Source organism: Cytobacillus sp. EB106-05-05-XG126, from assembly GCF_058791715.1.
In genome coordinates, this window is sequence record NZ_JBYTDU010000008.1 from 76,060 (window position 1) to 93,000 (window position 16,941).

Annotated in this window: 16 protein-coding genes; 6 read left to right on the plus strand and 10 right to left on the minus strand. The window is 44.9% G+C overall.

Going from position 1 to position 16,941, the window contains the following annotated elements; all coding sequences use genetic code 11:
- Nucleotides 1-8: 8 nt before the first annotated feature.
- The 3 genes from gntK to AC3WTL_RS19270 form a co-directional block, all read right to left on the minus strand.
- Entirely contained in the window at nt 9-1,550 is a 1,542-nt protein-coding gene (gene gntK / locus AC3WTL_RS19260; RefSeq protein ID WP_248350155.1) for a gluconokinase, read from the minus strand.
- Nucleotides 1,543-2,274: a GntR family transcriptional regulator gene (locus tag AC3WTL_RS19265; RefSeq protein ID WP_248350153.1), complete on the minus strand. Its 732-nt coding sequence runs from the start codon at nt 2,272-2,274 to the stop codon at nt 1,543-1,545. The genes gntK and AC3WTL_RS19265 overlap by 8 nt, the downstream gene beginning before the upstream one ends.
- A gap of 1,014 nt (nt 2,275-3,288) precedes the next feature.
- Nucleotides 3,289-4,194 (minus strand): nuclease-related domain-containing protein, encoded by a 906-nt coding sequence (locus AC3WTL_RS19270; protein ID WP_492369891.1) that lies wholly within the window; start codon nt 4,192-4,194, stop codon nt 3,289-3,291.
- Between the two features lie 241 nt (nt 4,195-4,435).
- Here AC3WTL_RS19270 and AC3WTL_RS19275 point away from each other — a divergent pair, with 241 nt between their 5' ends.
- From AC3WTL_RS19275 to AC3WTL_RS19290, 4 genes are all read left to right on the plus strand, one after another.
- Nucleotides 4,436-5,383 (plus strand): hypothetical protein, encoded by a 948-nt coding sequence (locus AC3WTL_RS19275; protein WP_492369892.1) that lies wholly within the window; start codon nt 4,436-4,438, stop codon nt 5,381-5,383.
- 244 nt (nt 5,384-5,627) lie between these two features.
- Entirely contained in the window at nt 5,628-7,139 is a 1,512-nt protein-coding gene (locus AC3WTL_RS19280; protein WP_492369893.1) for a malate:quinone oxidoreductase, read from the plus strand.
- Between the two features lie 548 nt (nt 7,140-7,687).
- Nucleotides 7,688-8,137, plus strand: a complete 450-nt coding sequence (locus AC3WTL_RS19285) for a helix-turn-helix domain-containing protein (RefSeq protein ID WP_492369894.1) — start codon at nt 7,688-7,690, stop codon at nt 8,135-8,137.
- Nucleotides 8,138-8,220: 83 nt separating this feature from the next.
- Nucleotides 8,221-9,093, plus strand: a complete 873-nt coding sequence (locus AC3WTL_RS19290; protein WP_492369895.1) for an AraC family transcriptional regulator — start codon at nt 8,221-8,223, stop codon at nt 9,091-9,093.
- A gap of 34 nt (nt 9,094-9,127) precedes the next feature.
- Here AC3WTL_RS19290 and AC3WTL_RS19295 read toward each other — a convergent pair whose 3' ends face one another.
- The 5 genes from AC3WTL_RS19295 to AC3WTL_RS19315 all read right to left on the minus strand — a co-directional run bounded on the left by AC3WTL_RS19295 (nt 9,128) and on the right by AC3WTL_RS19315 (nt 11,372).
- On the minus strand, nt 9,128-9,265 hold the full coding sequence (locus AC3WTL_RS19295; protein ID WP_048010265.1) for a YvrJ family protein: 138 nt from the start codon (nt 9,263-9,265) through the stop codon (nt 9,128-9,130).
- A gap of 65 nt (nt 9,266-9,330) precedes the next feature.
- Nucleotides 9,331-9,549, minus strand: a complete 219-nt coding sequence (locus tag AC3WTL_RS19300) for a DUF2922 domain-containing protein (protein ID WP_492369896.1) — start codon at nt 9,547-9,549, stop codon at nt 9,331-9,333.
- 37 nt (nt 9,550-9,586) lie between these two features.
- Nucleotides 9,587-9,805 carry a DUF1659 domain-containing protein gene (locus AC3WTL_RS19305; RefSeq protein ID WP_492369897.1) on the minus strand — a complete coding sequence of 73 codons (219 nt, stop codon included), beginning with the start codon at nt 9,803-9,805 and terminating at the stop codon, nt 9,587-9,589.
- A 75-nt stretch (nt 9,806-9,880) separates the two neighbouring features.
- On the minus strand, nt 9,881-10,366 hold the full coding sequence (locus AC3WTL_RS19310) for a sigma-70 family RNA polymerase sigma factor (RefSeq protein ID WP_492369898.1): 486 nt from the start codon (nt 10,364-10,366) through the stop codon (nt 9,881-9,883).
- Nucleotides 10,367-10,559: 193 nt separating this feature from the next.
- The gene (locus AC3WTL_RS19315; RefSeq protein WP_404322929.1) at nt 10,560-11,372 is read right to left on the minus strand and encodes a hypothetical protein; all 813 of its coding nucleotides are present in this window, start codon (nt 11,370-11,372) and stop codon (nt 10,560-10,562) included.
- A gap of 264 nt (nt 11,373-11,636) precedes the next feature.
- On the opposite strand from AC3WTL_RS19315, the gene AC3WTL_RS19320 reads away from it, so the two are divergent.
- Entirely contained in the window at nt 11,637-14,030 is a 2,394-nt protein-coding gene (locus AC3WTL_RS19320) for a S8 family peptidase (protein WP_492369899.1), read from the plus strand.
- A 60-nt stretch (nt 14,031-14,090) separates the two neighbouring features.
- Here AC3WTL_RS19320 and AC3WTL_RS19325 read toward each other — a convergent pair whose 3' ends face one another.
- Both AC3WTL_RS19325 and AC3WTL_RS19330 read right to left on the minus strand, forming a co-directional pair.
- The gene (locus AC3WTL_RS19325; RefSeq protein ID WP_492369900.1) at nt 14,091-15,077 is read right to left on the minus strand and encodes a DUF3231 family protein; all 987 of its coding nucleotides are present in this window, start codon (nt 15,075-15,077) and stop codon (nt 14,091-14,093) included.
- Between the two features lie 17 nt (nt 15,078-15,094).
- Nucleotides 15,095-15,799 (minus strand): DUF421 domain-containing protein, encoded by a 705-nt coding sequence (locus AC3WTL_RS19330; protein WP_248350140.1) that lies wholly within the window; start codon nt 15,797-15,799, stop codon nt 15,095-15,097.
- Between the two features lie 162 nt (nt 15,800-15,961).
- On the opposite strand from AC3WTL_RS19330, the gene AC3WTL_RS19335 reads away from it, so the two are divergent.
- Nucleotides 15,962-16,111 carry a hypothetical protein gene (locus tag AC3WTL_RS19335; RefSeq protein ID WP_175609151.1) on the plus strand — a complete coding sequence of 50 codons (150 nt, stop codon included), beginning with the start codon at nt 15,962-15,964 and terminating at the stop codon, nt 16,109-16,111.
- The last annotated feature ends 830 nt before the right edge of the window (nt 16,112-16,941 follow it).

Consider the following 16,941-nt stretch of genomic DNA (forward strand, 5'->3'; position numbering starts at 1 on the left):
ATTTCCCCCTAGTCATGTTGAATTAATTTTCTTTGATAGTTTGCGATCGAAGTATATTCATCTTCCAGCGCTCTTGATAATTGGATGAAGATTGGCAGCAATTGTCTGTATTCTCTTGCAGCCTCTTCCTTCGGTGTATGCTTGTACGTATCGCCCACCATGTCCGAAACGGCATCAAAGGAGTCGATTTTTCCTGTGGCATACAATCCTAAAATACAGGCGCCGAGACAGGAGCTTTCATAGCTTTCCGGAATGACGACTTCCGATTCAAAAATATCGGACATCATTTGCCGCCAAACCTCAGATCTGGCGAAGCCTCCTGTTGCCTGAATCCGGGTTACCGGGCCGTCCATGCATTCCACTAATGCCAGGTATACGGTGTACAGATTATAAATGACTCCTTCAAGCGCTGCCCGGATCATATGCTCCTTCTTATGGGACATCGTTAATCCGAAGAAAGATCCGCGCACATCCGGGTTCCATAAAGGAGCGCGTTCACCTGCGAGATATGGATGGAACAGCAGGCCATCAGCGCCTGGTCTGACACGTTCAGCGATTTTTGTTAAAACCTCGTACGGATCAATGCCTAATCTCTTGGCTGTTTCGATTTCGGATGAGGCAAATTCATCCCGGATCCAGCGGAGGACCATTCCTCCATTGTTCACCGGTCCGCCAATCACCCAATGATTTTCTGTTAAGGCATAACAGAAAATTCTCCCTTTTTCATCGGTCTGAGGCTTATCAATAATGGTCCGTATTGCACCGCTTGTCCCGATGGTGATGGCGATCTCGCCTTTTCTGATCGCATTCACACCCAGGTTCGAAAGCACTCCATCACTTGCGCCGATCACAAAAGGTGTCTTCGGATCGATGCCCATTTGTTTGGCTAAAATAGGATGGCAGTTTTGGAACATCTTTGTCGTAGGAACGAGATTGGATAGCTGAGAGCGGTTGATGCCCGCAATCGCTAATGCCTCTTCATCCCAGTCCAATGTCTTGAGATTCATCATGCCCATGCAGGAAGCAAGTGAATAATCGACAGCATATTCATCAAAAAGCTTTTTGAAAATATATTCTTTAATTCCGATATATTTTTTTGTCCTGCTGGCGATCTCCGGACGCTCCTTCACAAGCCAGGTGATCTTGCTTAAGGGGGACATCGGATGGATCGGTGTTCCGGTCCGTTTATAGACCTCATGACCATTCCAGTCTTTTTTAATTTTGCGTGCCCATGCTTCGCTGCGGTTATCGGCCCAGGTAATAACGGGTGTAAGCGGCAGGTCATTTTCGTCCATCGCAATCACACTGTGCATCGCACTGCTGAAGGACACAAAGGACAGCTCTTTATCATGATGGTTTTTCATAATATTCGCTATGGCTTGAACGACAGCAGAGAAAATCTCATCAGGATCCTGTTCTGCTGTGGAGATATCAGGAGTGTACAGCGGATATCCGATGTTTTCCTGCTGAATCACATCTCCTTTTTCACTGAATAACACGGCTTTTGTACTGGTGGTTCCAATATCAATCCCTAACATATAGCTAGTCATCTTGTTGTTTAACCCCTTTTGACAGCATTTGCTGTGACCTCCATAAATCGTCCACTTTCCCTTGAACATCATCAAAATTTTCGTGCAGCGACTGAATCATGAGGTCTCTGTCTTTTGTTTTAATTGCATCAATATATAGGTCATGATTTTTCACAATCCGATCAAGATCTTCATAATTTTCCTTAAAGCGCACGCGCATGGATAAAAGAATGAAGCCTTCCATCACGGGCTTTAAATTATTCCAAATCAGCTGGATATAAGAATGGTCAATAGATCCGATGATAATTTCGTGGAAGAGAAGATCCTGATACGCAAACTCATCAGCATCCCGATACTTGACAGCCACCTTCATCATTTCGAGGACCTTGCTGAGCTCCATCGCCAATTCATTTGTGTCCATGCTGATAAGACGTTCAAACACGAATGTCTCAATCATGAGACGGACATCGTAAATTTCTTCTATTTCTTTTTCGGTTAACCCGGCAACAACCGCACCCGTTCTTTCCAAGCGGATAATATTTTCAGATGCCAGTGTCCTTAAAGCTTCACGAATCGGTGAACGGCTCACAGAAAAATCAGCGGCCAATTTATTTTCAGAAAGCGTGGTACCGCTTTCAATCAAACCGGCAATAATGCGCATCCTAAGCTCATACGCGACACGATCGCCAGAGGAAGCCTTAGACAGCCATTTTTGCGGATATAGAAATTCAGAAGAATCCTTCATGACATCACCTTTGTAAAATGACATTTTGAGTATACGTGTATACTTGTATACAAGTATTATAATCCAAATAAAATAAAATGCAAACGCTTTAATTCTTATTTGATTGGATTTATTGTATAAATTTGGGTTTGTTTGCGGGTGTGTGGTGGAGCTGGGAGTGGGTGCATTTTGATGACGGGGCAACTTCGGACACAGAAACGTAAAATCCGGGACCCAGAGTCAGAACCTAGGCCAACTTCGGACACAGAAACGTAAAATCCGGGACCCAGAGTCAGAACCTAGGCCAACTTCGGACACTAAAAGGTAGAATCGAGGATCTAGAGTCAGAACCTGGCCCAACTTCGGACACAGAGAGTAGAAATCCGGGATCCAGAGTCAGAACCCGGCCCAACTTCGGACACAGATAGGTAAAATCGAGGATCCAGAGTCAGAACCTGGCTCAACTTCGGACACAAAAAGGTAAAATCGAGGATTCAGAGTCAGAACCCGGCCTAACTTCGGACACAAAGAGTGGAAATCGGGGATCTAGAGTCAGAACCTAGGCCAACTTTGGACACAGAGAGTGGAAATCGGGGATCTAGAGTCAGAACCCGGCCCAACTTCGGACACAAAAGGAGAAATCCAGTATCCAGAGTCAGAACCTGGCTCAACTTCGGACACAAAAAGGAGAAATCGGGGATTCAGAGTCAGAACCCGGCCTAACTTCGGACACAAAGAGTGGAAATCGGGGATCTAGAGTCAGAACCCGGCCCAACTTCGGACACAAAAAGGAGAAATCCAGTATCCAGAGTCAGAACCTGGCTCAACTTCGGACACAAAAAGGAGAAATCGAGGATCCAGAGTCAGAACCTAGGCCAACTTCGGACACAAAGAGTGGAAATCGGGGATCTAGAGTCAGAACCCGGCCCAACTTCGGACACAAAGAGTGGAAATCGGGGATCCAGAGTCAGAACCCGGGTACACCACCGGACATAAGTACCCCGAACCAGTCTCACCTCCTCCCATCAACAGCACTCACTCATAATAGGTACTACTGGTGCTGCCGCGCGCTGTAAAGTATTTCTTTAATACCCTGGAGTAAGTTCGTTTGCTTATATTGGCATTACACCATTCATATATACTTTGGGACGTCAGCTTTCGCTGGGGAAAAAGAAGTTTGAACTCTTTTATATTGCGCAAAATGCCCTGATCTATTTTTTCATGCCCACCGCATTTTTCGCATACCAGATTCTTGTGTACAGGACTGAGAAGAGAATGACAGTCCAGGCAATACATCCCTTTTTTCAGCTGGTCAAAGTGATAGTCAGGCAAAATGGTATAAGGATTTTTGGTTTGATGGAGTGATAGTAATTGCTGGGCCAGTTTTCTGTGACCATCATTCAGTTTGGACGGGGTATGATTCAAGTCTTTCAGGAATCGATTTATTTGGGTTGGCAGGATAATGGGCTGGTCCATGGGTGCTTGGTATAAGGTGAATTCAGGGTTGATAAAAATAACGGAGGCTTCAACGGGAATGGTTTGCTTGAGGATTTGAAGCAGCTGGCGGAATAGGGCGGCACTTCTCTTTAATTGGTATACAGGATTCTTATATTCCCGGCCGATATTTACGGCATATAGCTTGTCAGATTCCAAGTGCCAGTCTCCCTGGAAATTTTTTATTTCTATTAGATAAATCATTCTTTCTGAAATGATCAAGGTGTCAATTTGAAAATAGGAGTTGTTCACTTCCAGTAACAGATCATGAATCACCAGCCTTTCTTCGGTTAATTTTTCTGTCAGAAGGTCAAATTTCACCTCTCCTTCATAGCCTTTTTCAAGGTTTGCCCAATGCTGCTTTTCTTTTTCGGTTAGCTCCATTCGGGTGTTCAAATATCTCATAGACCATAATTCATCCGACGGAAATCTTCTTTTTAATAACATTTGCCACTTCCTTTCTTTACCTCTAAATCTATTTTAAGATAAATCCCAAAAATTACAAATGATATTCCAAGGCTTTCTTACCATTTGCCGATTTCCATGAAGCAGGAAACATAAAGATCAAATAAAGGAATACAATTCCAATGTTACTGGAATAAATGGGAGGGGTTCATTTGGATAAGATTCTTTTAAAAAGAAATCCAGATATAAATATCAACATCATCCTGGCAGAAGGAGTAAGAGTATGGCAATAAAGACAGCCGAACGTTTGATGAAAATGCGCAGAATCTGTGGTTATGGCGCTGCGATAGCGGTGACTCCTTATTTGCTGATCAAAATCGCCTGGACGTTTGGCTTCTTTCTTCCGACTGAGCAAATGGGCGAAGCCAGCTGGCGGGGGATTAATGCAGCTACAGCGGTTATCGCTGCGGTCGGCATCCTGCTGGCAATGGCGTTTTGCAGGCCTTGGGGTGAACGGCTGCCCGCCTGGATGGTGGCCCTGCCCGTGTGGCTGGGTACCGGTCTTCTAGTTCCCCTGCTGCTGCTGGCGCCTGTCCTTGGCCCGGCGGCCATGGCTCAGGATCAGGAGGCAGGTGCCGCCGGCTTCTGGATTTACGAGCAAATCTTCGTTATGGTCTCTCTTGTAGGAGTCGGGATTTGCCTTCCACTGGCTTTGGCAGGATATGCCAAGGCGCGGTGGCCTGAGGCGCTTGGCGGTCCGACCGAATGCGGGGAGATGCCGGGACACACTCGGCAGCTGCAGACCGCATTGGGGAGGATCACAACGGCAGGCTGCATGTTTCTCGGTGCCATAAAGATATATTGGGCGGCAGGAGGAACCCTTGGCATCAACCCGGATATGCTGGAATCCCGTGATTTGTGGTGGCACCTTCTGAGCTTGAGCACCGGCGGGTGGGCCTTAGCGGGTTCGTGGGGACTCCTCGTACTGATCACCCGTCGCGGGTCGCGACGGTTTCTGCCTCCCATGTCAGCCGCATGGATTTCGTCTGGCATGCTGTTTTCATATAATTTATTTTCTATTATTCGCCCGGATTTTCAATCCAGTCCGGAGTACCCGCTGGCACGAGTACTGACCACGGAGATGGGTATTATACTGGGCGTCATGATGGGGATGATTATTCTACTGGTTCTGCATGACCGCAGGCAGGCAATGATTAGAAAGGAGTCTTAGGGAGAACATAGTTGTGCTGGGGTTTTCGCATCCCAAAACCCCGCCCTCTTTCTAATTTGTCTAAAATAGTATATAATTATCAGATAATGCTAGCTATATTACCTTATCAATCATTATAATAGAATAGAATGTGTATTTTGTGTGACGGAAAAGGCGCGTCCTTGGGTGATGTCTTTCTAGTGGTGATGCCTGAGCAAAGCGCCTGCAGTTTTTGGCAAATTTCTGGGATAAGGAAGGGTTTAAAATGAGCAGCGTACAGAACAAAACAGACGTTATCTTAATTGGTGCCGGAATCATGAGCGCGACTTTGGGGTCTTTACTGAAAGAGTTAGCACCTGAATGGGAAATCAAAGTGTTTGAGAAGCTCGCCAGCGCAGGAGAAGAAAGCTCTAACGAATGGAATAATGCAGGGACGGGACATGCTGCATTGTGCGAGCTTAACTATACATCTGAAAAATCCGATGGATCAATAGATATCACTAAAGCAATTAATGTAAATGAACAATTTCAGCTTTCCAGACAGTTTTGGTCTTATCTTGTAGAAAACAGCCTGATTACCAATCCGCAGGACTTTATTATGCCAATCCCTCATATGAGCTTTGTTCAGGGGGAAAAGAATGTTTCGTTTTTGAAAAAACGTTTGGAAGCGCTGTCAGCTAATCCGCTTTTTCAGGGCATGGAATTTTCCGATGATCCTGAGAAACTGAAGGAATGGATTCCAGTGATGATGGAAGGCCGTACATCGGATGAGCCGATTGCAGCCACAAAAATCGACTCTGGGACGGATGTCAATTTCGGTGCATTAACGCGCATGCTGTTTGACCATTTAAAGAGCAAAAATGTCGATGTCCATTATAAGCACAGCGTTGAGGATTTAAAGCGTGCCGGCGATGGATCATGGAATGTAAAAGTGCGGAATATGGAAAGCGGCACAACCGAAAACCATCAGGCAAAGTTTGTCTTTATTGGCGGCGGCGGCGGAAGCCTGCATCTGCTGCAGAAGACGGGCATCCCTGAGTCGAAGCATATTGGCGGATTCCCGGTAAGCGGACTGTTCCTGGTCTGCAACGATCCGGAAATCGTCGAGAAGCACCATGCAAAGGTGTACGGAAAAGCCAAAGTGGGTGCTCCTCCAATGTCCGTGCCGCATCTGGATACAAGATTCATTGATAACAAGAAATCACTGCTGTTCGGCCCGTTTGCCGGATTTTCACCGAAATTCCTTAAAACAGGCTCCAATATGGACCTGATCAAGTCTGTTAAACCGAACAATGTCATTACCATGCTGGCTGCAGGTGCAAAGGAAATGGCGCTGACAAAATATCTGATTCAGCAGGTTATGCTGTCCCATGAACAGCGCGTTGAAGAACTGCGTGAGTTCATTCCAAACGCAAAGAGCGAAGACTGGAGTGTCGTAGTGGCCGGCCAGCGTGTGCAGGTCATCAAGGATACACCTGCCGGAAAAGGAACCCTGCAATTCGGCACAGAAGTAGTCAGTGCGTCTGACGGCTCGGTTGCTGCCCTGCTCGGAGCTTCACCGGGTGCTTCAACAGCCGTTAATGTCATGCTTGAAGTATTGCAGAAGTGCTTCCCTGAGCAAATGGACGAATGGCATTTTAAAATTAAGAAAATGATTCCGTCCTACGGTATGTCACTTTCTGAAAACCCTAAGCTGTTCCGTGAGATTCACGAATCCACAGCGCAGGTGCTTGGCCTCAGTGAAAAGGAAAAACAGCAGGAGCTTGCTTATAACTGAGTATAATAGGAACCCTCAGGCCGGATTCGGTTTGAGGGTTCTTTTTTTAGGATAAAAAAGTATCATTTTAACTTCGATAACAGTCCAGCTCCAGCGCCTTCCCCGTCGAGGTCACAAGCCAATCCTATGAGTAGGCTATTAAAAGTGACAGGAATATTAATGCTGTCGGTCAGCCTTTTAAAGGCTGCGGTAAGAATGTTTCACATGAAACACCAGCAGTAAAAGCGAGTGCCGGAACAGAAGCAAGCAATACTGAAAAGGAAGTTAGCGCATAAGCTTTGGCCTGGGAATTTCTCTCAAACCGCAGCAGCAGCTGATTCTCTTCTTTTTCATTACGAGCGTCATCCATAATAGAGAGAACAATAAACCGGATAGTGGGAAGCTCTTTGAAAGCGTACCAGCTTTAATGGCTGGGTTTTTTGCTGTAAAAGCACGTGTATGGTCTCTGCAACCCCTGCGTCGCCATCCTGCAACCATTCCTATCTTTACTTTTGATCCAAAAAATTACCATAATGAGATGATCGATTTAGATAAAGATGATTGTGATTATGATTTTTGCCGAAAAGCTTAAGAAGGAGAGGAAAGTGAAAGGATGGCCACAGGAGGAACTGGCTGAAAAGCTGTATGTGAGCCGCCAGTCGGTTTCTAAATGGGAGAATGGCCAGAATTATCCCAGCATTGAAATCCTTATTAAACTGAGTGATCTGTTTGGGGTTACAATTGATGAATTATTAAGGAGTGACGGGGAATTGACAGAAAAGGTAATAAAGGACAGCAGGCAATTGGCTTATCCAAGAATGAAAGTGTTCTTTGAGATTTTATTTTTAATCGGATTGGCTATGCTGCTCATTAAACTGGGCATTTTAGGCCTCAACAAATTTACATCGATTGAAATCTCTCTTCAAGGGTCATTTTTCTGGAATTTCGGTCCTCTGTTTTTAATGTTGAACGGCGGAATTATCTCTGACGCATTAAAAAAGAAATATAAAAAGGAGTAAAGCAATCCTGCATTTCTGTGCATGGATTGTCGGGTTCACACCAGCAGCACCTGCTATTCTTTAGATACAAGGAGGTCATCAAAATGGATTTGCTGCAAAATATGAATCGGGCGATGAATTATATTGAAGAGCATTTAGCGGAAGAGGTTGATTTCAAAGAAGCGGCTAAGCTTTCTTATTGCTCGGAGTACCATTTTAAACGAATGTTTTCTTTTCTTGCCGGAGTATCGCTTTCCGAGTACCTCCGCAGAAGACGGCTGACCTTGGCTGCCTTTGACCTGAAGGACCAGAGTGCTAAGGTCATTGAGGTAGCCATGAAATATGGATACAGCTCGCCTGATTCGTTTACCAGGGCGTTCCAGCAGCTTCATGGCATCACTCCATCAGAAGCAAGAAGCCATGGCCATGCCCTTAAGGCTTATCCGCCGATGACCTTTCATCTATCTATTAAGGGAGGAACTGAAATGAACTATCGCATTGAAGAAAAAGAGGCGTTTCGAATTGTGGGCTTAAAGAAGCGGGTGCCGATTATTTTTAACGGCGTGAATCCGAAGATTGCCGCCATGTGGAAGAGCCTGAATGAAGAAAAGATTATGAAGCTCAAGAGTTTATCTGACACAGAGCCATTCGGCCTGATCAGTGCATCAGCCAATTTTTCTGAAGGAAGAATGGAAGAAAAGGGTGAGCTTGACCATTATATCGGGGCTGCCACTACAAAGGAATGCCCTGCTGGGATGGCATCACTTGAAATTCCGGCCACATCATGGGCAGTATTTGAAGCAGTTGGGCCGTTTCCGGAGACCCTTCAGAATGTATGGGGCCGGATTTACTCAGAATGGTTCCCATCCTCTTCCTATCAGCAGATAGAAGGGCCGGAAATTCTCTGGAATGAAAGCAAAGATACGGCTTCACCGGCATTCCGCAGTGAAATCTGGATTCCGGTTGCAAAAAAATAGGACTCCTTAGCCTTAGCTAGTGGAGTCCCGCTTATTATTCCCTCAGGCGATCCGGCAATCCCTGGATTGAGGACACAACAACATCCAGTTTGGCTTCGATCCGGTTCAGCAGGAAAAGCGTGACCACAATCGGGAAGCCGAGTTCGCTGATCAGGGTGACCATCTGTTCCATCATGTATGCTCCTTTCTATTCATCTATAAAAGAGGCCGGGTTCCAAAGAATCCGGCCTCTTATCCTTACATTAATTCATAATCTGTGACATTGCGCTCTACTAATCTGGCGCCTTTAGCAGCAACAAGGTCACTGCCATTGCCGTCAAATGCGTTGGCCGCGATGATCTGTTCCATCACTGCCTTCACAGCTGCCGGATCAATTGGCTCCTTCGGGCTGTCGACCGATAGTTTGGTTTCCTTGCCCATTTCTGTTTCAAATGTCATCTCAAGTGATTTAGCCATGTTTCTCACCTCCTGTTTTGTTTAATTTTCTCAGACATTAGCTTAAGATATCGAAGCTGTCATTTCTGTTCAGCTCAGTCAGCGGGTAGCTTGATAATCCAGCGATTGCCTGTCCCACTGTGAAAAGCTGGTCCGCTGTAGCGGATTGCTTCACGCCGCTGTAGGTTTTTGATTTGTAAACCGGTTTCCCCTGCCCGTTAAGGCCTGTTTCAAAAACCAGGCGAAGCTTTGAATCAATGATGATTGCCTGTGCCATTCCTGCTCACCTCCTTTTCACCTATATAATCGAAATGAAAGCAGTAAAAAGACAGGGTGTTGATAAATTTTTTTATTACATTTGCTGAATTGTGTTCCTGAGTTTTGTCAGGGCTCCTTTTTTCCAGGCTTTTACCGCTGAAACTGTTACTCCATGCTGTTCGGCGATCTGTTTGACTGTCAAATCATCGAGGAAAGTCGATAGAACCCAGATGGTCTGATTTTTGGTGAGGCTGCTGCAGTAAGAAAGAAGCTGCTCTTCTTCGAGTGGCTGAGGTGTATAGGCTGTTTCCTCTGATGACCAGAATTCTTCACTCCGGGTGACCGTGCTGTTTTTTTGCGTACGGGTTTTTCTCAATTCATCAATCAGCCTCTGTTTAACAATGGAATAGGCGAATGTCAGAAACTTTCCCTTTGTATGATCAAATAGATTCCAAGCCTCCCAAAGCCGGATCAGGCCAATCTGAAAATATTCTTCCTGATTTTGATAGATGTTCAAAGATCGGATAATCTGGTGAATCATCGGCTCATATTGTGCTGCCAACTGTTCAAAACTCTCCATGAAAATGCCCCTTCAAGGAAAGCGCGCTCTCTGTGTATTCCCGGGTAGCTCAAACATAGCCTGACAGACAATTTTTTACGAATTGGGTAAAAGTCGTAATCGTTCTTTTACTACCCCTAAGTTCGGAGTTAAGGGGTCTAAGTCTGAAGTTAGGGGGTCTTACTCCCAACTTAGGGGGTGTTAGCGTGTTTTTTTACTTTTTGTAAAAAAAATTTAGCGAGAAGGCATCTTCTTCTGTCGAAAACCCCATATCATGCAATTCTTCAAAGTAAATTTCTTCGAATTTCTTATTCACAATTCCGTAGAAATAGGCGACGGGCTTAGCTATGGCGCTGGTTTTCATTTTCCTTATCAGCTGTTTAAAGGAATGGATGGCTGTTTCTAAAATAGTGTTCCTATCTTGTTCACAATTGTTTTTATATGCTGCAAGTGAGGCCATTCTCCAAAACTCCTCAATTTGCCTGGCTTCTGAAAAAAAATACTTTACGGTGCTGGTAAATGATTGTGGTATACGGTCACTTGTATACGTGTGATCGAGGATGGTTTCGTTACGTTTAGTAATCTTTTGATTTTTATTAGTTTTAGGAAGATTGATAGTTTTATTAGGGTGGTCCATTTTTTCCTGCTTAGGTGGTTCACTCTTGGGAAAACGATTAAAAACATACAAGTTGCTGGACTGGGAACCGTTTTTTCTTTCTGTTTCATGAACGGTAAAAATACCGATTTCGGCCGCTTTGGCAATCATTCTTTTAAAAGTGGAGCGGGAGATGCCATTGCCGCTGTATTCAGCATGAATGGCTTTTAAAATGGTCCCGATCTTGGCATTGGAAACACCGGGAACCTTCGCGGCAAACCGGACAAGCCGTTTCAGCCCAACAAGTTCTCCCTTCGAAAAATCATTCTTATGTACGGCAAGCCACATTTCCAGATGGGCATTAAATTCCTGAAGATCTTTAAACTGAGAAAACTGTTCAAACTGGTCCACACGTCCTGATTTAAGATTCATATCTTTGCACCGCCCTTTCATCTCTGATAATCGAAATGAAAGGGAGAAAAAGACAGGGTGTTTGGGGAAAGCTGTGACAGAATGGTGAAGAGTGATATTATTTGTCAGAAATATAAGAATTATTAGGTCTATTGATCCAAAGGGGATGAGTGAGTTTTGTGTAATTTATTATAAGGCTGAAAACTATGATTCAAATAAGGAGGGAAATTAGGATAAAAGAATAAGGCTTTATTAACTAATATTTTAAGAGAGGATGAAAATGGATTGAGAAGAATTGGATCAAAAGCATTATTTAGCGTGATTGCATTTCTATTAATTTTTTCTTCTTATAGTTTTGGGGCAGCTGCTAATGGGGGAACACAGACGCAAGTTAGAGAATTGCCCATTGCCCAGATTCTCGGTGATATTGAACTATCCTCCAGCCGTCCGACATCTGTCATTGTTGAGCTTAAGGCAGAGTCTATTGTGGAAGCTAAGCATAAGGGAAAGAAACAAAGCAAAGCAAATTTGAAGACGGAAAGAAGCAAAGTGATCAAGGCATTGGAGAAAGAAGTCAAAAAAGCGGATGTACATAGAGAATATGATTATGTATTCTCCGGGTTCTCTGTGGAACTTCCTGCCAATGAAATTATTAAACTGGCAGCAATACCAGGTGTAAAAGCCGTTTATCCGAATGTCCACTATACAGCAGATGTGATTTCCGCCGAGGAGATCTCATCGGAAGCTTTCAGCCCCAATATGATGAATAGCGCTCCTTTTATCGGTGCTGATAAGGCCTGGGACGCTGGTGCTACTGGAGAAGGTATAACGGTAGCTGTTATCGATACCGGTGTGGATTATACTCACCCGGATTTAGCCCATGCCTTCGGTGATTATAAAGGCTATGACTTTGTAGACGATGACAATGATCCGCAGGAAGGGCCAGGACAGTACCATGGCACACATGTTTCCGGTACGGTTGCGGCCAATGGGGCAATTAAAGGGGTCGCACCTAAGGCAACATTACTGGGATACCGTGTATTAGGTCCAAATGGCGGTACAACGGAAGATGTAGTAGCAGGTGTGGAATTAGCGGTTCAAGATGGTGCGGATGTAATGAACCTGTCTTTAGGAAACACACTGAACAATCCGGACTGGGCAACATCCATTGCTTTAGACTGGGCTATGGCAGAAGGGGTAGTAGCAGTTACGTCAAATGGAAACAGCGGCCCGAATAACTGGACGGTTGGATCGCCGGGTACTTCCCGTGAAGCAATCTCTGTTGGGGCGACTCAGCTTCCATATAATGTATTTACTGCAAAAACAACATCATCGGATGGTGTATCCTATGCTTCATCTTCTGTTCAAGGGTTTCCTTCAGAAGACGCATTACTTGCTCTGAATGGCAAAAGTTTTAAATTGGTGGATGTTGGATTTGGGGCACCAGCTGATTTTGCAGGAAAAGATTTAACAGGTAAAATCGCCTTAATCAGCCGCGGGGCTGGAATTGCATTTGTTGATAAAGCAGCGGAGGCGAAAAAAGCGGGTGCTGCAGGTGCGGTGCTTTACAATAACGTTGCCGGCAGCATGCCTTTAATTCCTGGAATGGCTGTTCCAACGATTATGTTAAACCAAGCTGATGGACAAGCTTTATTGGCTAAAGCTGATGATGTAACTGTAAGCTTTGAAATTGCATTTGCGGGTAAAGTAGGAGAAACAATGGCAGACTTCTCCTCCAGAGGCCCTGTTACACACACATGGATGATTAAGCCGGATGTTTCTGCACCGGGAGTTAATATTGTGAGTACATTCCCGGGCAAGGGCTATGCAGCGCTGCAGGGCACGAGCATGGCGTCCCCTCACGTGGCAGGTGCGGCTGCATTGTTATTGCAGGAAAATCCTAAATGGAGTACGGAAGATGTAAAAGCTGCATTAATGAATACTGCCGCAGATGTGATGGACCCTGCTACTGGGAAGTCTTATGCCCATAATACGCAGGGAGCAGGAAGCATTCGTGTTGTTGACGCTTTGAATACAAAAACGCTAGCGGCACCGGGAAGCCATTCTTTTGGCAAGTTTGTAAAAGGCAAAGGCAAGCAAACAGAAAAGCAGAGCTTTGAAATTAAGAATCTTTCAAAAGAAAGAAAGGCTTATAGCTTTGATGTTGAGTTCGCAGGCAATCCAGATGGCATTAAGGTGATGTTAAGCAACAACTTAAAGGTTAATGCAGGCAAGTCACAGCAAGTGAACTTTAATGTTCAGGTGGATGCTTCGAAATTGAAGCCTGGTTATTATGAAGGCACAATAAAAGTAAGTGATGGAACGGAAGAAATCGACCTGCCGACAATCCTTTTTGTCGGGGAGCCTGATTACCCTCGGGTAACGGGTGCATATATGGAGAAGGCAGCTGACGGATCGTACTTTGTTGGTGCTTATCTTCCTGGCGGTGCGGAAGTCCTTGAGTATGATTTGTATGTTTATAACCCAAATGGAACAATTGGCGGGTTTGTTGATACAATTGGATCCTTCACAAAGGCGCCCGCTCCGTTCCATGAATTTTCATGGGATGGAAAAGTGCAAAATGGCATTAATCTTCCAAATGGAGACTGGGTAATGGGAGTTTATGTAGAGCAAGCCGGTGTAACCGAATATAAAGCCTATCTGGTAACAAAAGAATAAGGCAAAGGAAGGATCCCTGTAAGTTTTTAACGGGGATCCTTTTTTAATTGATCATCATGCCTATCTCCCCGCAGCCTGCGGCGGCTGTTCAAGCCATTTTTGCTTTATGGCAATCATCAGGCCTTTTCCGTAATAAAGGGACATATTTTTGCTGATGCCAAGCAGTTTCATGATGATATCTGATCTGAGGCTGGAGGTCATGGCCTGGCTGATCATGGTGAAGCAGAAGATTCCGATACAGGTGTTCACAAAGAACAGCATCATTTTCTCTGAAAAAGGAGGAATATCCACGTCAAAGCGGGTAAACTCTTTAGCAGAGGAAACCGGAATATTTTCCTTGTCCATTACTTCCTGAAGGGATCGCAGCACGTCCTCGATCAAAGCCCTTCCTTTGCTGAAATGATCCCTCATTTCCTTTCTTTGTGAAATATGACTGAAGCTCGCAAAGATCTTTTTCGAGAATTGTGCCCTATGAATTAATCTTGATAGATTCGCAATTTCAGGGGCATTAAGCGCACGGGATCCGCCTTTAAACCCATTAAGGTATTGAATGCTCCGGGCAAAATCAATCCGGTCATCAAGCTTGATTTTGGGCGGTTTTGGGTAAATGCCCTTGGATAACATCAAATCCACAATTTCATTTTGTATCTTTAAAGTGAACTTAAGCGTAATCTCAAAATAATCCCGGACATCTTTACGGGTGCTTTCACCCAAGGCGCTTGGATATGTACTCAGTGAAAGCTGGGTAATATCATGGCAAAAAAATAACATGAAATGGTCGGAGAATACTTTTCCGGCATTTATATTTATATCCTCATCCGTGAAACCGAGGGGCACAGACATGCTCTCTTTATGAAAAAAATCCTGCAGCTGCTTTAGGTTTTTCCCGGACTGATGCAGCAGCCTGCCAACAATCTTTCTGACTTTGCGATCCTGTGCTGTTTGAAAAAAATAGGTGAAAAACTGCAGCTCCATGCTGTTTTTTAAATAAGATGACCAGATATTCGAGACCTCAGAGACCGTCAACTCTTTAGAACGCACTGCCATCACTCCTTTTAGTCAAATTAGTGATATAAAAATATCTTCAAGGTTCCTTTACTGTCCATGGTAGCCAACAGTACATTATTAATTTCTGTCTGATAGAAACGTTCTAAATGGGCGATTAGCCATCTTTCGTCCTTTTGTATGGTTTGCAGCACTTTTTTATCCACTTTGCCTTCCTTAATAATGGTTCTTGGCATATCGAATGGTTCTGCATCTCTTTGCAGGAAAGCAGGTGTAATAGGTTCATATTTGGGGTCCAAAAAGAAGGAAATGCTTCCATTTGCTTCCCATAGAGCAAGCGCCACCTTTTTTACATCTTCTACTTTTTTCTCGCGTAATTCCTCCAGCAGCACATCAATGGAAATCCTTGCTTTATTTAAGCCCTTATAGATGATTTCTCCATTCTGTACGAGGGGGATGGGCTTGCTGTTTACCATTCTTCTAACCGCTGGCCATTTCAGGATGCTGAATAAACTGATCAGGTAAAGAACGACAAGTACGATGGTTGTAACAATTGAACCCTTTAGTCCCAGCTCCTCATCTGATAAGGGATGGGCAATAATATTGCCAATCACTAAAGCCATCACTAAATCCAGGAGTCTTAATTGGGAAATGGCACGCTGCCCCAGCACTTTGGCGACAATGACTAAGAAGAAATAAGCGATGACAGCCCTAAGTCCCCACTCCATAGCAGAAAGTGAGTGCTGACTCTGTAAAAAATCCATCTTTGGCACATCCTTTTATCTGCGTAAAAAGTAAAGTGCAGCTTTATACAAGTGTTTTCCTATCCAGCTGCAAATATTCAAAAGGAAGGAAGAATTGTAAATTATTAACAATACATATATGATTTGTCTTTTTGAAACACTAAGCGAAAGGAGGTTATCTATATGAAAAAATTCTTATTAATGCTTTTTCTATCTCTATCCTTCGTAACGCTAACGGGCTGCGGAAACGATGAAAAGCCTGAGGAAGACGAACAGGTTGAAGATGTGGAAGAAGAGGATGAAATAGGCGACGGCGAAGTGGATGATGAGTAATTAAGCTGGTAGGAGTTTGGATAGAGGGTGCTTGGGATCTGAACCCGGGGGAGGTTCAGACACAAAAGACGGGAAAGCGCGAGTCAGAGTCCGAACCCGGTGCAACTTCGGACACAAAAGGCAGGAAAGCGCCAGTTAAAGTCCGAACCCGGTGCAACTTCGGACACAAAAGGCAGGAAAGCGCCAGTTAAAGTCCGAACCTGGTGCAACTTCGGACACAAAAGACGGGAAAGCGCCAGTTAGAGTCCGAACCTGGGACAACTTCGGACACAAAAAGCAGTGGAGCGCGAGTCAGAGTCCGAACCTGGGACAACTTCGGACACAAAAAGCAGTGGAGCGCCAGCTAGAGTCCGAACCTGGGTCAACTTCGGACACAAAAGGCAGGAAAGCGCCAGTTAAAGTCCGAACCTGGTGCAACTTCGGACACAAAAGACGGGAAAGCGCCAGTTAGAGTCCGAACCTGGGACAACTTCGGACACAAAAAGCAGTGGAGCGCGAGTCAGAGTCCGAACCTGGGACAACTTCGGACACAAAAAGCAGGAAAGTGCCAGTTAGAGTCCGAACCTGGGTCAACTTCGGACACAAAAAGCAGTGGAGCGCGAGTCAGAGTCCGAACCTGGGACAACTTCGGACACAAAAAGCAGTGGAGCGCCATCTAGAGTCCGAACCCGGGTCAACTTCGGACACAAAAAGCAGTGGAGCGTCATCTAGAGTCCGAACCCGGGTCAACTTCGGACACAAAAGGCAGGAAAGCGCGAGTCAGAGTCCGAACCTGGGACAACTTCGGACACAAAAAGCAGTGGAGCGCCATCTAGAGTCCGAACCCGGGT

Coding starts and splice junctions, on each gene's coding strand:
- gntK (WP_248350155.1), bottom strand. CDS start 1,550: ATGACTAGCTATATGTTAGGGATTGATATTGGAACCACCAGTACAAAA.
- AC3WTL_RS19265 (WP_248350153.1), bottom strand. CDS start 2,274: ATGAAGGATTCTTCTGAATTTCTATATCCGCAAAAATGGCTGTCTAAG.
- AC3WTL_RS19270 (WP_492369891.1), bottom strand. CDS start 4,194: ATGTTATTAAAAAGAAGATTTCCGTCGGATGAATTATGGTCTATGAGA.
- AC3WTL_RS19275 (WP_492369892.1), top strand. CDS start 4,436: ATGGCAATAAAGACAGCCGAACGTTTGATGAAAATGCGCAGAATCTGT.
- AC3WTL_RS19280 (WP_492369893.1), top strand. CDS start 5,628: ATGAGCAGCGTACAGAACAAAACAGACGTTATCTTAATTGGTGCCGGA.
- AC3WTL_RS19285 (WP_492369894.1), top strand. CDS start 7,688: ATGATTTTTGCCGAAAAGCTTAAGAAGGAGAGGAAAGTGAAAGGATGG.
- AC3WTL_RS19290 (WP_492369895.1), top strand. CDS start 8,221: ATGGATTTGCTGCAAAATATGAATCGGGCGATGAATTATATTGAAGAG.
- AC3WTL_RS19295 (WP_048010265.1), bottom strand. CDS start 9,265: ATGGAACAGATGGTCACCCTGATCAGCGAACTCGGCTTCCCGATTGTG.
- AC3WTL_RS19300 (WP_492369896.1), bottom strand. CDS start 9,549: ATGGCTAAATCACTTGAGATGACATTTGAAACAGAAATGGGCAAGGAA.
- AC3WTL_RS19305 (WP_492369897.1), bottom strand. CDS start 9,805: ATGGCACAGGCAATCATCATTGATTCAAAGCTTCGCCTGGTTTTTGAA.
- AC3WTL_RS19310 (WP_492369898.1), bottom strand. CDS start 10,366: ATGGAGAGTTTTGAACAGTTGGCAGCACAATATGAGCCGATGATTCAC.
- AC3WTL_RS19315 (WP_404322929.1), bottom strand. CDS start 11,372: ATGAATCTTAAATCAGGACGTGTGGACCAGTTTGAACAGTTTTCTCAG.
- AC3WTL_RS19325 (WP_492369900.1), bottom strand. CDS start 15,077: ATGGCAGTGCGTTCTAAAGAGTTGACGGTCTCTGAGGTCTCGAATATC.
- AC3WTL_RS19330 (WP_248350140.1), bottom strand. CDS start 15,799: ATGGATTTTTTACAGAGTCAGCACTCACTTTCTGCTATGGAGTGGGGA.
- AC3WTL_RS19335 (WP_175609151.1), top strand. CDS start 15,962: ATGAAAAAATTCTTATTAATGCTTTTTCTATCTCTATCCTTCGTAACG.